Below are 15,839 nucleotides of genomic sequence, written 5' to 3' on the forward strand. Positions count from 1 at the left end.
ATTTATACATCTAAGAATTTTCTTAGTGCTACTATACTTCCTAAAGCACCTATTATTGCTCCACCTAATAGGAATATCCAGCTTAATGTTCCTAGAACAAAGGATGGTGAAACTAAAGAAACTAAGAACATATTCGATACTATGTATCCAAATATCCATCTATATAGTGCAAATAATAGTATACTTGAAAGTAAAGATCCAACTATACCTATTATCATACCTTCAATTATAAATGGCCATCTTATGAACCAGTCAGTAGCTCCTACATACTTCATTATTCCTATTTCTCTTCTTCTAGAATATACTGTAATTTTAGTTGTATTAGTAATTAAGAATATAGATACTCCAATAAATACAACAAATAGTATTAGCCCTGCTATTCTAACTCCACCTATAAAAGAGCTTATCGTATCAATCATATCCTGCTGATTTGATATATTTTCTACTCCAGTCATATCTTGGACTGCTGCAGTAATATTTGAAGCATCTTCAGGATTTCGCAATTTTACTATAAATGAACTTGGAAGTGGGTTGTCTTTTAAATCATATCCTTCTAATAAGCCTTGATTATCTTTTAACATTTCCTTTAAGTTAACAAAGGCTTCTTCTTTAGATTCATAGACAACTTCCTTAACACCCTCTAATTCATTAAGCTTTATTTCTATTTCTCTTTGATCTATTAACTTGATATCATCTTCTAAGTAAACTTTAATTTCAAGCTTTGATGCCACATCTTCTATGGCCTTATTAAAATTCAATCCTAGTAATATAAAAGTACCAAATATAAAGAATGTAATTAGTACAGTAATCATAGCTGCTATACTTAAAGTTCTATTTCTCTTTAAACTCTTAAAAGCATCTATAAAAAAGTACTTTAATGTATTAAGCTTCATTTTCGTACATCCCCCTTGCTGTATCTCTTGCTACACAACCTTTTTCTATAGCAATAACTCTTTTCTTCATGTTATCTACTATTTCCTTTGCGTGAGTAGCCATTAAAATTGTAGTACCAGCTCTATTTATATCTTCTAAAAGTTCCATTATTTCCTTTGAAGTTTCTGGATCTAAGTTACCTGTAGGCTCATCACAAATTAAAACTGATGGATTATTAACTATAGCTCTTGCTAATGCAACTCTTTGTTGTTCACCACCAGATAATTCATTTGGAAACATCTTATATTTATGAGAAAGTCCTACTAAAGAAAGTACCATAGGAACTCTTTTTCTAATATCCTTTTGAGAAGCTTCAACTACTCTCATAGCGAAAGCAACATTTTCATATACATTTAATGTTGGAATTAATCTAAAGTCTTGATAAACCATCCCTATCTTTCTTCTGTAATAAGGTGTTTGCCTTCTAGAAATATCAGAAAGCTTTTTACCAGCTACAATTATTTCTCCAACAGTAGGATCTACTTCCTTTATTAACATTTTTATAAAAGTTGATTTACCTGCTCCTGAAGGCCCAACTAAAAATACAAACTCTCCTGATTCTATTTTTATATTTACATCTGATAACGCCTTAACATTATTATCATATAGTTTAGACACATTCTTAAATTCTATCATTCTCTCTAACACCTCGCACATAAGCGTATTTTAAAACCTATAGCGTTATTATAGCATAACCAAGCTTAAGTAAAAACTTTTTTTATGCTTTTATACTTAATAAAAACTATATTATTCCCTATTTCTATGAAATTTTCATTAAATTTTAATAATCTTTAAATCCCTCACCTAATGCTTCTGTAGATTCACTTACAGTTAAAAATGCTTCTGGGTTATTTGTTTTTATAAATTGTTTTAACGTTATAAATTGTTTAGAGCTTAAAACAGTATATACTACAGTCATATTAGCCTTTGAATATCCGCCTTTACCTGTTAATATTGTACACCCTCTATTTATATCATTATTAATAAAATCTACAACTAACTTTTCCTTGTTAGTAATTATAAATACTTGTTTTACAGGATTTATACCTGCTATAAATTTATCTACCAAATTTCCTATTAAGATAGCACTTAAAAGTCCAAAAAGGCCTTTTTCAACACCAAAAGAATAGATAGCTAACAATGTTACAGTACAATCTGCTAATAATAACCCTTGCCCTATTGGTAGGTGAAAATATTTATTAATAATCTTTGCAAGTATGCTAGTTCCACCTGTTGATGCATCTTGGTAAAAAGTTATTGCAGTACCAAAAGCTAATACCGCTGAACCAAATACACAAGCTAATACTAAGTTATCAGTAATAGCCCTAGGATTTAAAAAGTTTTCAAAAATCCACATTATTACTGATAACATTATTGTAGCATAAATACTCTTTGCTCCAAATGAACTTCCTATTACAAAGAAAGCAAGAGCAAATAATATAATATTGAATACAAAAACTAATATACTTGGATTAATATCTATTAATTGATTAATTGCTAGAGCCAATCCTGAAACTCCACCAGCTGCTATATCTAGTGGAAAGAAAAAATACTCTAATCCAAATGCAACTATTGCTACCCCTACAGTAGCTAAAAAATATTCTTTTAATTTTTTCATCTCTGTTCTATTCTCCTTCTAATACATATTACAATTAAAAGGTTATTGTAAATTTTTAAATCCTTCTCCCATAACTTCATGTACTTCTCCCACTGTTATAAAGGCTTTTGGATCTACTTTACTTATATATTGCTTTAGTTTTATAAATTCACTTCTTCCTAAAACTGCATATAATATATAAGTATCTTTTCCTGAAAAACCTCCAACACCCTTTAAAAATGTGCATCCTCTCTCTAATTCATCCATTATGAATTTGCCAATTTCATCACTTTTTGTACTTATAACTGTTACTTCCTTACACACTTGGAAACCTTCTATAACTTTATCAATAGCAATCCCGTTAATTATAACAGAAAGCAATCCATATAACCCTATATTTATACCAAAAGTAACTGCCCCTAATAAGGTTACTATAAAATCAACTGCTAATAAAGACTTTCCTATGTCAATATGAAAAAACTTATTTAGTATCTTTGCTATAGTGTCTGTTCCTCCTGTGGATGCATTTGCATTAAATACTATAGCCATTCCTATTGCAGTAATAAAAGTTCCAAAAATAGCTGCTAACATTAAATCATTAGTTATTGCCTTTGGATTAAAATATGTTTCAATAATAGTCATCATTCCGGCTAAACTAAAGCTTGATACTATTGTCTTAACTCCAAAATTTTTCCCTAAAAAAATGAATCCAATTATAAATAAAAATAAATCCATTATAAATACTAATGGTCCTGTTGAAATAGCTGGGATATAGTGATTGATTACTATAGCTAAACCAGTTAATCCCCCTGCTGCTATATTATTAGGTATGAAAAAATATTCTAATGAAAACGCAACTAAAGATACCCCTATAAATATTAATATATATTCTTTTATTCTTCCTCTCATATAAATCCTCCTTTTCTAAATAATTTTTATTATTTTCCCTCAATATATATGTTTCTATCCAATTATACTTTGAATTTAATTCGTAATTTTAATAGTTCCACTTAAATATTATATTATGTTTTATATTAAAAGTAATTAAAAAATAAAAAGCTGTAGATTTTTCTACAGCTTAGTGGTAAATATAGCTATTTTTTAGTAATTTATTTAAATTATTATAGTAAACTTATTATTTTTTCAATGTAATTGCTTTTTTTACTTTTTCAATAACATTATTAGTTGTTAATCCATATGCTTTTAATAATTGATCTGGTAATCCACTTTCTCCAAAAGTATCTTGAACCCCAACCTTTAATACTGGAACTGGAATTTCTTCTGATAAAACTTCTGAAACTGCTGAACCTAATCCTCCAATTACATTATGCTCTTCAACTGTTACAATAGCTCCAGTTGCTTTAGCAGCTTTAATTAAAATTTCTTTATCTATCGGCTTTAATGTATGTATATTAATAACTCTTGCATTAATTCCATCTTTTTTTAATTCTTCTTTAGCTTCTAAAGCAACATCCACCATAATTCCAGTTGCAATTATAGTTACATCATTTCCATCAGCTAAAGTAACTCCTTTACCAATTTCAAATTTATATGTACTTTCATCATTTATTATATTTACTGCTGCTCTTCCTAATCTTACATAGCAAGGGCCTTCATATTCTGAAATAGCTTTTATTGCAGCTGTAGTTTCTACTGCATCTGCTGGGCATATTACTGTCATATTAGGAATACTTCTCATTAAAGATAAGTCTTCTATGGCTTGGTGAGAAGCTCCATCTTCTCCAACAGTTAATCCAGCATGAGTTGCGCATATTTTTACATTTAATTTAGGATAACAAATTGAGTTTCTAATTTGCTCAAAAGCTCTTCCAGCTGCAAACATAGCAAATGTACTTACATATGGAATCTTACCACAAGTAGATAATCCTGCAGCAACTCCCATCATATTAGCTTCTGCTATACCCATATTAAAGAATCTTTCTTCGCAAACAGCTTTAAAATCTGCAGTTTTTGTAGATTTTGAAAGATCAGCATCTAAAACCACAATATTTTCATTTGAATTAGCTAGTTCAGCTAATGCTTTTCCATAAGCTTCTCTTGTTGCAATCTTATTACTCATTAGTTGTTACCTCCAATTTCTGACAATGCTTGTTCACATTGTTCTTTACTTGGTGCTGTTCCATGCCATCCTGCTTGATTTTCCATGAAGGAAACGCCCTTACCTTTTACAGTCTTACAAACTATTACTGTTGGTTTGCCCTTAACATTTCTTCCTTGTTCTATTGCATCTTGAATTTCTTCTATATTATGACCATCTATAACTAAAACATTCCATCCAAAATCCTCAAACTTTTTATCAATTGGTGATGGATTCATTACCTTTGTTATATCTCCATCTATTTGCAATCCATTAAAATCAACAAAAGCAGTTAAATTATCTAATTTATAATGAGCTGCTGACATTGCAGCTTCCCAAACTTGACCTTCTTCTAATTCACCATCGCCTAAAAGAGTATATACTCTATAATCCTTTTTATCCATTTTACCAGCTAAAGCCATTCCAACTGATACTGAAATTCCTTGCCCTAGAGAACCTGTTGACATATCAACTCCTGGCAAGCACTTCATACTTGGGTGACCTTGTAATCTAGAATTAATTTTTCTTAATGTATTTAATTCTTCTACTGGAAAATATCCTCTTCTAGCTAACACACTATATAATACAGGGGCAGCATGACCTTTTGATAGTACAAATCTATCTCTATTTTCATCCTTAGGATTTTTTGGGTCTATGTTCATTTCTCCAAAATATAATGTAGTTAGTATATCTGCTGCTGATAATGAACCACCTGGATGTCCTGAACGAGATTCAGTTAACATAGAAATTATATCCTTACGAACTATTTTTGCTAATGATTTCAATTCCTCAACGTTTTTAATCATCTATTTTCCTCCTAAGATTTTATTTGCCTGTAAATATATTGTGCTATATTTGACAAAATTATTTTAGCATACAAATATGATTTTGTATACACTATTTCTTTCTGTTTTTAAGAAAATAGTATATATTATTATAAATAGTATATCACTTTAACTGTTATATATTTTAAAAGAAAAATAAAAAGAAACCCTTAAGGGTTTCTAAGTATTTAATATATTCACTTATTTAAATAAAACCTTTTCGAATAATATTTATGCTAAATTCAAACTAATTAATAGGGCTTTATTTACCTTTCTCATATCAGAATCAGTCATATGACCTATCTTTTCTTTCAATCTTTTCTTATCTAAAGTTCTTAACTGTTCTAACAAAACAACAGAATCTCTATTTAATCCATATTCTTCTGAAGAAATTTCAACATGAGTTGGTAACTTAGCTTTATTAATCTGTGATGTTATAGCTGCAACAATAACTGTTGGGCTATACTTATTACCTATATCATTTTGAATTATTATTACAGGTCTGATTCCACCTTGTTCTGATCCAATTACAGGGCTTAAATCAGCATAAAAAATATCCCCTCTTTTTACTACCATAGTCGTCATTAGAAATCTCACACTCCGCAAAGCCAGTTCTCATATTCATCAATAACCGCATTTTCGCATTCGAAAGAAAGCTCTGAAAGCTCTAAATTAATCTTTGCCATTTCCTGATATCCTTCTTTCATAATTTCAAAAATATCCATATTTAATTTATCTTTATTATATTCTATTAGGGAATACCCAATAAATTGACTATTTTTTTTAATTTTAACTACATTTTTCAAAAATTTTGGTTTATTAATTTTTTTAGACATAATTTGCCTCCAGGTAGTAAAGGATCTATGTATAAATAAATTATATTGCAAATTATGTCCTTTTGTCAAAAATTATGTTCATTTTTTTTAAATTTTTTTATATCTTTATAAATAAGATTTAATTTTATTAGTTCCTTCAACTAATTTCACCATATGTACTCTTTTTTTATCTAATTTCTCAACTTGTTATAATATAATTTTTAAATATTGAACTGGTATTCATTTATTTTTTATTTTAATAATTCTTCATCTAATTCTTTTAACTTCTCAAAATTTCTATACACTATTCTTACTCTATCTTTATTATTTTTATCATATATAATTGCCCCTATAGGAATTTTGTTCTGCTTATCTATAAAGACCTTAACTTTATCTAAATTATCATTTTTTAAAAATAATTCACTTGTAAAAACAATATATTCAGTATCTCCCCATTCTTCTTGACCTTCTTGTAACCCCTCATTATTAATAGGATAATATAATAATTTATTTAAAAAACTTATAGAATATAAATCATTCATATTATTCTCTATTATATATTCCTTATTAGCTACATTGTCCTTAACTAAAACCATATTATCTTTATAAATCTTAGTCCTATCTTCACCAAAATCTATTTTGCCACCAACATCTTTTTTATAATATTGAATAGAATTTTGTCTCTCTTCATCTCTTGAATTTTTAATTAGGAATTCAACTTCTGTTTTGTATGCTTTAATATCTTTCAATGATTTAATTATTTCTTCATTAGTTGGTTCTGCAGTCATTCTAAATAAAACAACTAGAGTAATTAAGATTATAGGTATAGATACCAAAAATATTAGTAATAATTTTTTCTTCATTATATCCTCCTTGGATGTTGTTACTTATTATTACTAATATTAAATTTAATTAAGATTTATTCATATATAATTCATAGCTCTTGATATATTTTCAATTACTTCAGATGCTATTGTTGAATATTTCCCCTCTGATGCAAGCTCTCCTGCTATCCCATGAACATAAGCTCCAATTAAAGCAGACTCTATTTCAGTATGTCCTTGAGCTAAAAGAGCTGATATAATTCCAGTTAAGCAATCCCCCATTCCTCCAGAAGCCATCTTACTATTACCACTACTATTTATGTAAACAAATTCCCCATCAGTAATTATGGTATTATAACCCTTTAATAAAACCACAACTTTATTTTCTTTAGCAAATTTTTTTGCTACTTCTACCCTATTTTCTTCAACATATTCTATACTCTTATCAATAAGCCTTGCCATTTCCCCTGGATGTGGTGTTAGTATAGCCTTTTCCTTTATTCCCATCATTATTTCACTATTATCTTTTAATAAATTAAATGCTCCTGCATCTATGACAAATTTCTTATCTTTATATTTAATTAAATCAGCAAAAATATCCTTATATTTATCTTCCTTATCAATACCAGGACCGATAGCAATAACATTAACATTCTTAAATAATCCCTTTAAATCTTCCATAGAATCAATATTAGCTGTCATCGCTTCAATTAATCTACTACTTAATTTATCTTGCACATATTTTGTCGTCACTAAAGTAGTTAAGCCAGCCCCTGCAACTACACAGGATTGAGTTGATATATATGCTGCTCCTGTATATCCTTTACTACCTGCTAAAATAGCAACCTTTCCGTAACTCCCCTTATGACCATATTTTTTCCTCTTCCTCAATAGCTTCCTATATTCATCTCTACTCAATATATAAATTTTTTCCGAATTTATTTCCTTTACATACTGTGGAATCCCTATTTTTAATACCTCTGTATCCCCTAAATACCTTAAAGCTTTATATTTAATAAATCCCTTTTTAATAACTTCAAAAGTATAAGTTTTACTTGCAACTATTGAAGCACCCATTATTTCCCCACTATCACAATTTAACCCCGATGGAACATCTATACTAATTATATTTTTCCATTTCTCATTTATATAGCTTATAAGTTTTGTATAGAAGCCATCTAAAACCCTATTTAACCCAACTCCAAATATGCAGTCTATTGCAGTTCTATATTTATTTGATAATTCCTTTAAAAGATTTATGTCATCTATATTTCTTATATATATAAAGTTATTAGTAAGCTTATTTAAAATATTAAGATTTGTTATAAAATCTCCTGAATATTTTTCATTTTTACTTACTATAACAATATAAACATCTTTTTCTTCTAGAATTAACTTTCTTGCAATAGCTAAACCGTCTCCACCATTATTTCCATTCCCACAAAAGATTATAAATTTATCATCTGAATTGACTATTTTTTTGAAAACCTCATTAGCAGCATTCTCCATTAATACAAGGCTTGGTATTCCAATCTCATCAATAGTATATTTATCTAATGCCTTGCATCCCTCTCTAGACATTATTTCCATTACACTTCCTCCAATATAGCAAAAGCTATTGCAGATGTTTTATTATGTGATATGGATATATTTAATTTATATTTCCTATTTATAATATTTTCCATAACCTTATTTAAATATGCTACAGGTTTTCCAAAGTCATCTCTTAAAATTTCCATATCTATTAATGAAAATCCTCTAATTCCAGTTCCTAAAGCTTTGCTTATAGCTTCTTTAGCCGCAAAATTCCCCGCTATAACCTCTGATCTCATATTCCTCTTATTAAACATTTCAATTTCTTTTTCAGTAAATACCTTCTTTATAAAATTTTTGTTATTCTTAATAGCCATTTCGACTCTGTCTATTTCTATTATATCTGTTCCTATTCCAATAATCACAAAATCACCTCTTTATATAGTTTACTATATATGCGATTTTATTTTCCATAAATTATATATTAAAATCCGAAACGTATCTGTCAACATATTCACCTAATATGTCAACAAGATGTATAGGTGACACTTTATTCCTATAAACTAAATCTAGAAGTTCCTTAACCTTTTCTTCTTTGTTAGAAATTTTATTTATTGAATCTCTTTCAATTCTAACAACTTCGCCTTCTATTAAGTCTTGTCTTTCTATCTCTATCCCAAAAGCATGTCCAAAATCAAAGTCCTTTTTTGTCATCCTAAAATAATATTGACTTTCTTTATTATCATTCTTGAAATTACTATATAGGCTATTAACAATATACATACACTTATCCACTCCCATAAATATTTATTTGCTGCCTAACACAATATTACATTATCACAGTTTTTATTAAAACAATGTCAAACTGTGTTTATAACTTGCACAAAATATTTCTCGATATTTCAACAAAATTCACCTTTCATTATATTTTTTTTAATTTTTATTTAATATATATAAAAATTTGTAATGTAATTGTAAAAATATAGAATGTAAATAAGATTATTTAACATATTTATCCATAAAAATTTAAAAGTTATAAAATAAATTTAATTTTTTTGTATTTTTTTGTGTATTATTTTTTCAATATTAAATGCATATTTTATACTATAAAATTGACTATTAAATACAAATTTAAGAAAAATAAAATAATTTCTTGTTGATATTGTTAATAATTAGACATATAATAATTTTATAATAGTAGTTATTAATTAATATTTATTTAAAGGAAGGTGTTAACTTGAAATCATTAGAGTTAAAGAAAGATATACACTGGGTTGGAGCCTTAGACCCAAACTTAAGAGTTTTCGATATTATTATGTACACACCTTATGGAACAAGCTATAACTCATATGTAGTAAAAGGAAGCGAAAAAGTAGCTGTTTTCGAAACAGTAAAGGCAGAATTTTTTGACCAATATATTGAAAGACTTCAAGATTTAGATATCGATATTAGTAAAATTGATTATATAGTAGTGGATCATACAGAGCCAGATCACGCTGGATCAGTTGCTAAATTGTTAGAATTTTCACCAAATGCAAAAGTTGTAGGATCAGCTCCTGCTATAAAATTTATGAAAGAAATTGCTAACAGAGAGTTTGAAGCAATTGTAGTTGGTGATGGAGATACTATAGGGCTAGGTAATAAAACATTACAATTTATATCTGCTCCATTCCTACATTGGCCAGATTCAATTTATACTTATATCCCAGAAGATGAAGTTTTAATTACTTGCGACTCATTTGGATCTCACTATTCATCTGAAGCAGTAATAAATAGCAATGTTGAAAATAAAGAAAATTATATGGATGCATTAAAATATTACTTCGATTGTATTTTTGGACCATATAAGTCATTTGTTTTAAAAGCTATTAAAAAGATAGAAAACTTAAAAATAGATATGATTTTACCAGGTCATGGTCCTGTATTAGTAGAAAACCCAATGGAAATTGTAGAATATTATAGGGCTTGGAGTACACCAAAAATTCCATCTGCAAATGAAAAGAAGATTGTAACTATACCTTACGTTTCAGCTTATGGTTATACAGCTTCTTTAGCAAAGAAAATTGCAGAGGGTATAGAAGCTGCTGGAAATATAGAAGTTAGATTATTTAATGCTATTGAACATGAATTAACTGACATAGTTGCTAGTATTAATGAATCTGATGGATTCTTATGTGGTTCTCCAACTATAGTAGGCGAATTACTTGAACCAATTCGTGATATTCTTTCAAAATTAAATCCAATAATTCATGGTGGAAAATTAGCTGCAGCCTTCGGATCTTATGGATGGAGTGGCGAAGCTGTGCCTAGAATGGAAACTAGACTGAAGGAGTTAAACATGAAACTTTATCCAAGCCTTAAGATTAACTTTAAACCATCAGATGATGAATTAAATGATACCTTTGAATTTGGATTAAATTTCGGAAAAGTTTTACTTGGAGAAAAAGAACTTCCAGCTGAAAATAATAATACAGTAACTGAAAATAAAGAAAATAATACATCTACTGAATCAAAAGGTGGATTAAAACTTTGGAAGTGTGTAATTTGTGGTGAGATAATTGAATCAGAAACAGTTCCTGAATACTGTCCTGTATGTGGAGCTGGAAGTGATGCCTTTATAGAAGTTCAAAGGGAGGTATCAACTTATAAGATAGATAAGGAAGAAACCTACGTCATTATAGGTAATGGTGCTGCTGGGTTCTATGCTGCTAATGCTATTAAGGAAAGAAACGAAAGTGCTATTATTAAAATAATTTCAAATGAGCCAGTTCATTCATATGTAAGAACTCAATTATCTGACTTAATCACTGAAAAAATTGATGACTCATTCTATCTTGCTAAAGCTAGCTGGTATAAGGAAAATAATATTATAGAAATACTTGGTGTAAATGTTGATAGTATTGATAGAAAAAATAAACTAGTAAGATTAGATAATAAACAAGGAGTTCGCTATGATAAGTTAATTTTAGCTAATGGTAGTTATAACTTCGTGCCACCTACTAAGGTAAAATTAAGTGATTCAGAAGTTGAGATTAATTCTTGGACTTACAATACTGTAAAAGGTATTCATACTATTAAGAAAATTGCAGATGTTAATATTCTTAAAGAAGAATTACCTGAAGCTAAAAATGTTGTAATAATCGGCGGTGGATTATTAGGTTTAGAAGCTGCTTGGGAAATTCAAAAACGTAATATTAATGTTACTGTTATTGAATTAGCAGATAGAATGCTACCTCGTCAATTAGACAAAGATGGCTCTAAATTATTTGAAAGCCTAGTTAATAAAACTCCAGTTAAAGTTCTTTTAGGAGCTTCTGTTGATTTTATAAACACTGATGAAACTGGTGTTAAATCACTTCAACTAAAGAGTGGTGAAGTTATAGCTGCTGATTCAGTTATATTCTCTGTAGGGGTTAGATCTAATATCTTCTTAGCTCAACCTTCTGGTATCCTATGTAATAGAGGTATTATTGTTAATGACTACATGGAAACAAATATTAGTGATATTTATGCCTGTGGTGATGTTGCAGAGTGTGACGGAATTTATTACGGAAACTGGCCTGCTGCTATAGAAATGGGTAAAGTAGCTGGTGCTAATGCCACTGGAGATAAAATTAAATTTGAAAAGTTCGTTTCATCAACAATCTTCCAAGCTATGAATACTCAAGTATTCTCTGCTGGAACTATTAATTTTGATGATCCAATACTAGAAAAGGTTGGATATGTAGATGAAATAAACAATAAATATTCTAAATTATTCTTCCAAAACAATAAATTAGTTGGTGGTATTTTAATGGGGGATGTTTCAACTTCAGTTAAAATTATGGAAGGAATTCAAAAGGGAGAAGACAAAGCTACCGTTTTAAGTAAAGGCGCTATTTAGATAATTTCTAAGGAGTTATATTTATATTAAATATAGCTCCTTAATTTATTTATGTTATTCTAATTCTTTAGTTACTAGCTAATTCATCAAAATTATTTTCTGATGAATTATTTTCCTTTTCATTTCTTCTATTACCAACAAATTTGAAATCCTCTGCTACAACTTCAGCAATATATTTTTTATTGCCATCCTTGTCTTCATAGCTTCCTGTTCTTAGCCTACCGCTTAAGCTTATATAGCTTCCTTTTTTTAAATACTGACATACCACTTCTGCTTTTCTTCCCCAGAAAGTAACTGGAATTAAATCTGACTTTCTTGTTCCATCTTGAGCCTTGAAGTTTCTATCTACTGCAATAATAAACCTTGTAAATACTTTATTGCCCTCTTCCAAGGTTCTAAGTTCAGGGTCCTTTATTAATTTTCCTAGTAATACAATTTTATTCATTTTTACACCTCCTGAATATTTCTTCTTTGATTATATCCACTTAATATTTTTCTATTCAGAATTTATAATGTTTATTGTTTACTATAAAAAAGAGGATAGTTATTATATTCTTTAAGAAATTATAACTTTTAATTTCTCATAATATAATAACTATCCTCTTATGTATGAATTTTATAATTTTCTATCCTTTAAATCATAAAATCTATTCCCTTATTGCATTTAGAACTGAATTAAACTCTGCACCAACAATTAGCATTATAGATGTAATATATAACCATGTCATAAGTACAAATACTGCCCCTATACTTCCATAAAGTCTTGAATAATTAGCTATATTATTAATATAGTAGGAAAATCCTAGTGATACTATTATCCATCCAAAGGTAGTTATTATTGCCCCTAGATATACTTCTCTCCATGGAATTTTCTTTGCTGGACCATATCTATACATACTAGCAAATGCCATTATCATAACTAACACAACTATTATGTATCTACTTATATTCCATAAATTAGTTATGAACTCTTTAAACGGAAATATTGCTAAAAGATACTTTCCAATGAGTTCTCCAAATACTAACATTGCTAATGTTACTACTATAACTAGTACTAATGCCAAAGTAAAAATAATAGCTACAAAAGCCCTTTTAATAAAAGACCTAGTATCTTTAATGTCATATGCCTTATTCAATCCCTTAATAACAGCTCTAAATCCTGATGAAGCTGACCAAACAGTTGCGGCAATAGATGCCCCTAATAGTCCTACATATTGAGTATCTATTATTTCAACTACTGTTGAATCTACTAACATATAAACATTATTAGGTAAAATGGTTTTTAGGCCATCTAATATATCTGCAGCATCTAACCTAATAAAACCAATTACTGTCATTAAAAATATTAATAGTGGGAAAAATGATAACATTAAATAATATGCTAGTTGAGCAGCTAATGCAAAGATGTCATCGTCTTTTATTTTTACAATAAAATACACCAATCCAGTTAAGAATGATTTTTTATTTTCATCTTCATTTCTCATATTATCACCCCATTAATAATTATTATTTGTTATATCTATATATAATACTACATAATCCTCAAATTTATAAGTCCAAAAAGTTAATTCTTTCTAAAGAAAATATATTATAGTATAATTTATATATATTTTTATAATTTAAGGGGGGTTTTTTATGAAATTTATATTAGAAAATGGAAATATTAAAATATCAGCAAGTACTTTGGGTGGTGAGCTTAATAGCTTAATCTCTAAAAAAGATAATACAGAATACTTATGGAATGGTGACGAAAAGTATTGGAAATATCATTCTCCTATATTATTCCCAATAGTAGGTAAAGTTTTAAACAATAAATATAGAGCTGAGGGAAATGAATACGAACTTCCTCAACATGGACTTGCTAGAACAAGAGAATTTACAATGATAGAAAAGGATGATTCTCATATTGTATTTGAACTTTTATGGTCCGAAGATACATTAAAAATATATCCTTATAAATTTTCTCTAAGACTTACTTATGAATTGTTAGAAAATGGTATAAAAGTTGGATATACTGTTAAAAACCTTGATGACAAAGAAATTTATTTTTCTATAGGTGGTCATCCAGCCTTTATGTGTCCTTTATTTAAAGATGAAAAATTTGAAGATTATTATTTTGAATTTAATAAAAAGGAAAATACTAGTATTATGGAGTTAGATACTGATAAGGGCTACTTTACTGGAAAAACAAAAAAATTCTTAAATAATTCTAATATAATTAATCTTAACTTAGAATTATTTAAATATGATGCTTTAGTATTTAGTAACTTAACTTCAAATCTAATAACACTAAAATCTAATAAAAATAATAAAGAATTAACAATGGACTTTACAGGCTTCCCTTATTTAGCTCTATGGACTAAGCCTACTGGTGCACCTTTTATTTGCATAGAACCTTGGTATGGTCATGCAGATTATGATAACTTTAATGGTGAATTAAAAGATAAGCCAGGAATTGAAAAATTAGCTATTAATGAAGAATTTAATGCTGAATATAAATTATTTATAAATTAATTTAAAGGGGCTATGGCAATAAAAAACTAACACATACTATATATAAACATCTTTTAATGCTTCAGCCCCTTATTAAATATGTTTTTGGTATTACATTAACAATTCTATATTCTTATATAATCTCTTATCTGAAATATCATTGGTTATAGCAATTGCTCTTATTGGTGAAGCATCTCCATTTTCTATCTTTAATGGTGTTGCTACTAGGGTAAATTCCTCTTCTCTTACTTCATTTAAATTAGTTAAGTTTTCAATAATAATTCGTCCTCTAGATAATATAGTATTATGGACTTCAAAGTCTATGCTATCGAAAGCATCTATAGATATAGTATCAGTTCCTATCCCTCTAATATTAAAGCTACATAGCCATCTTGCAGCCTCTTCTGTAAGTGTTGGAAATCCTTTCAAATAACTACTATTTCCCCAATACTTATCCCATCCAGTTTTCAATATAACAAAATCACAATTATTAATTCTTTCCTTATATTTAATTAAATCCATTATATCTATCTTCTTTAAATCTGATACATCTATAATAATAGCAATTCCTATAAAATCATTTATATTAAATTCATCTATTGTCTTTCCTTTATTGATCATATGACTTGGAGCATCAATATGCGTCCCTGCATGAGTGCATAATCTTAACAATTTTTCATTATATCCATCCTTTTCTATAGACGCTATATCATATGCTTCAAATTTTTCATCCTTTGTATAAGTACTCATACTACTATTTAGAGTATGACTTAAATCAATAACCTTCATAACTTATCTTTAGTAAGAGAGTGTATTATAAGTACCACCCCCTTACTAAA

17 protein-coding genes are annotated in these 15,839 nt (G+C 28.3%); 2 read left to right on the forward strand and 15 right to left on the reverse strand.

The features are described 5' to 3' along the window. Positions 1-2 precede the first annotated feature (2 nt). From ftsX to ACFYH6_RS16955, 12 genes are all read right to left on the reverse strand, one after another. Positions 3-893, reverse strand: a complete 891-nt coding sequence (ftsX, locus tag ACFYH6_RS16900; protein ID WP_316342734.1) for a permease-like cell division protein FtsX — start codon at positions 891-893, stop codon at positions 3-5. Further along, positions 883-1,569, reverse strand: coding sequence for a cell division ATP-binding protein FtsE (ftsE, locus tag ACFYH6_RS16905; protein WP_316342733.1), 687 nt, complete (start codon positions 1,567-1,569; stop codon positions 883-885). Before ftsE ends, ftsX begins: the two co-directional genes overlap by 11 nt. A 145-nt stretch (positions 1,570-1,714) precedes the next feature. Beyond that, positions 1,715-2,551: a YitT family protein gene (locus ACFYH6_RS16910; protein ID WP_316342732.1), complete on the reverse strand. Its 837-nt coding sequence runs from the start codon at positions 2,549-2,551 to the stop codon at positions 1,715-1,717. Between the two features lie 42 nt (positions 2,552-2,593). Continuing rightward, on the reverse strand, positions 2,594-3,439 hold the full coding sequence (locus tag ACFYH6_RS16915) for a YitT family protein (RefSeq protein ID WP_316342731.1): 846 nt from the start codon (positions 3,437-3,439) through the stop codon (positions 2,594-2,596). A gap of 226 nt (positions 3,440-3,665) precedes the next feature. Continuing rightward, a complete protein-coding gene (locus ACFYH6_RS16920) occupies positions 3,666-4,610 on the reverse strand; it encodes a transketolase family protein (RefSeq protein ID WP_416179759.1) in 945 nt (314 codons plus the stop codon). Then, the gene (locus tag ACFYH6_RS16925; protein WP_416179760.1) at positions 4,610-5,434 is read right to left on the reverse strand and encodes a transketolase; all 825 of its coding nucleotides are present in this window, start codon (positions 5,432-5,434) and stop codon (positions 4,610-4,612) included. The genes ACFYH6_RS16920 and ACFYH6_RS16925 overlap by 1 nt, the downstream gene beginning before the upstream one ends. Positions 5,435-5,683: 249 nt before the next feature. Beyond that, positions 5,684-6,037 carry a type II toxin-antitoxin system PemK/MazF family toxin gene (locus ACFYH6_RS16930; RefSeq protein WP_291629143.1) on the reverse strand — a complete coding sequence of 118 codons (354 nt, stop codon included), beginning with the start codon at positions 6,035-6,037 and terminating at the stop codon, positions 5,684-5,686. 8 nt (positions 6,038-6,045) lie between these two features. Beyond that, positions 6,046-6,288 (reverse strand): hypothetical protein, encoded by a 243-nt coding sequence (locus ACFYH6_RS16935; RefSeq protein WP_416179761.1) that lies wholly within the window; start codon positions 6,286-6,288, stop codon positions 6,046-6,048. Between the two features lie 230 nt (positions 6,289-6,518). Then, the gene (locus ACFYH6_RS16940) at positions 6,519-7,130 is read right to left on the reverse strand and encodes a germination lipoprotein GerS-related protein (protein WP_316342727.1); all 612 of its coding nucleotides are present in this window, start codon (positions 7,128-7,130) and stop codon (positions 6,519-6,521) included. 60 nt (positions 7,131-7,190) lie between these two features. Continuing rightward, positions 7,191-8,681: an NAD(P)H-hydrate dehydratase gene (locus tag ACFYH6_RS16945; protein ID WP_416179762.1), complete on the reverse strand. Its 1,491-nt coding sequence runs from the start codon at positions 8,679-8,681 to the stop codon at positions 7,191-7,193. Further along, a complete protein-coding gene (acpS, locus tag ACFYH6_RS16950; RefSeq protein WP_316342725.1) occupies positions 8,681-9,049 on the reverse strand; it encodes a holo-ACP synthase in 369 nt (122 codons plus the stop codon). The genes ACFYH6_RS16945 and acpS overlap by 1 nt, the downstream gene beginning before the upstream one ends. Positions 9,050-9,101: 52 nt before the next feature. After that, positions 9,102-9,407 (reverse strand): DUF6514 family protein, encoded by a 306-nt coding sequence (locus ACFYH6_RS16955; RefSeq protein ID WP_316342724.1) that lies wholly within the window; start codon positions 9,405-9,407, stop codon positions 9,102-9,104. Positions 9,408-9,861: 454 nt separating this feature from the next. On the opposite strand from ACFYH6_RS16955, the gene ACFYH6_RS16960 reads away from it, so the two are divergent. Beyond that, complete coding sequence (locus ACFYH6_RS16960; protein ID WP_416179763.1) at positions 9,862-12,507, forward strand: FAD-dependent oxidoreductase; 2,646 nt, start codon at positions 9,862-9,864, stop codon at positions 12,505-12,507. 67 nt (positions 12,508-12,574) lie between these two features. On the opposite strand, the gene ACFYH6_RS16965 is transcribed toward ACFYH6_RS16960, so the two are convergent. Together ACFYH6_RS16965 and ACFYH6_RS16970 are read right to left on the reverse strand one after the other, a co-directional pair. Further along, positions 12,575-12,952 carry a single-stranded DNA-binding protein gene (locus ACFYH6_RS16965; RefSeq protein ID WP_316345370.1) on the reverse strand — a complete coding sequence of 126 codons (378 nt, stop codon included), beginning with the start codon at positions 12,950-12,952 and terminating at the stop codon, positions 12,575-12,577. 202 nt (positions 12,953-13,154) lie between these two features. After that, on the reverse strand, positions 13,155-13,991 hold the full coding sequence (locus ACFYH6_RS16970) for a YihY/virulence factor BrkB family protein (RefSeq protein WP_316345369.1): 837 nt from the start codon (positions 13,989-13,991) through the stop codon (positions 13,155-13,157). A 151-nt stretch (positions 13,992-14,142) separates the two neighbouring features. Here ACFYH6_RS16970 and ACFYH6_RS16975 point away from each other — a divergent pair, with 151 nt between their 5' ends. After that, positions 14,143-15,021: an aldose 1-epimerase family protein gene (locus ACFYH6_RS16975; protein WP_416179764.1), complete on the forward strand. Its 879-nt coding sequence runs from the start codon at positions 14,143-14,145 to the stop codon at positions 15,019-15,021. Between the two features lie 90 nt (positions 15,022-15,111). Here the strand turns inward: ACFYH6_RS16975 and ACFYH6_RS16980 are convergent, their stop codons facing one another. Beyond that, on the reverse strand, positions 15,112-15,789 hold the full coding sequence (locus ACFYH6_RS16980) for a cyclase family protein (protein ID WP_316344558.1): 678 nt from the start codon (positions 15,787-15,789) through the stop codon (positions 15,112-15,114). Between the last annotated feature and the right edge of the window lie 50 nt (positions 15,790-15,839).

It is taken from the genome of Clostridium sp. HCS.1 (assembly GCF_047900555.1).
In the GTDB taxonomy this organism is placed as follows: Bacteria; Bacillota; Clostridia; order Clostridiales; family Clostridiaceae; genus Clostridium.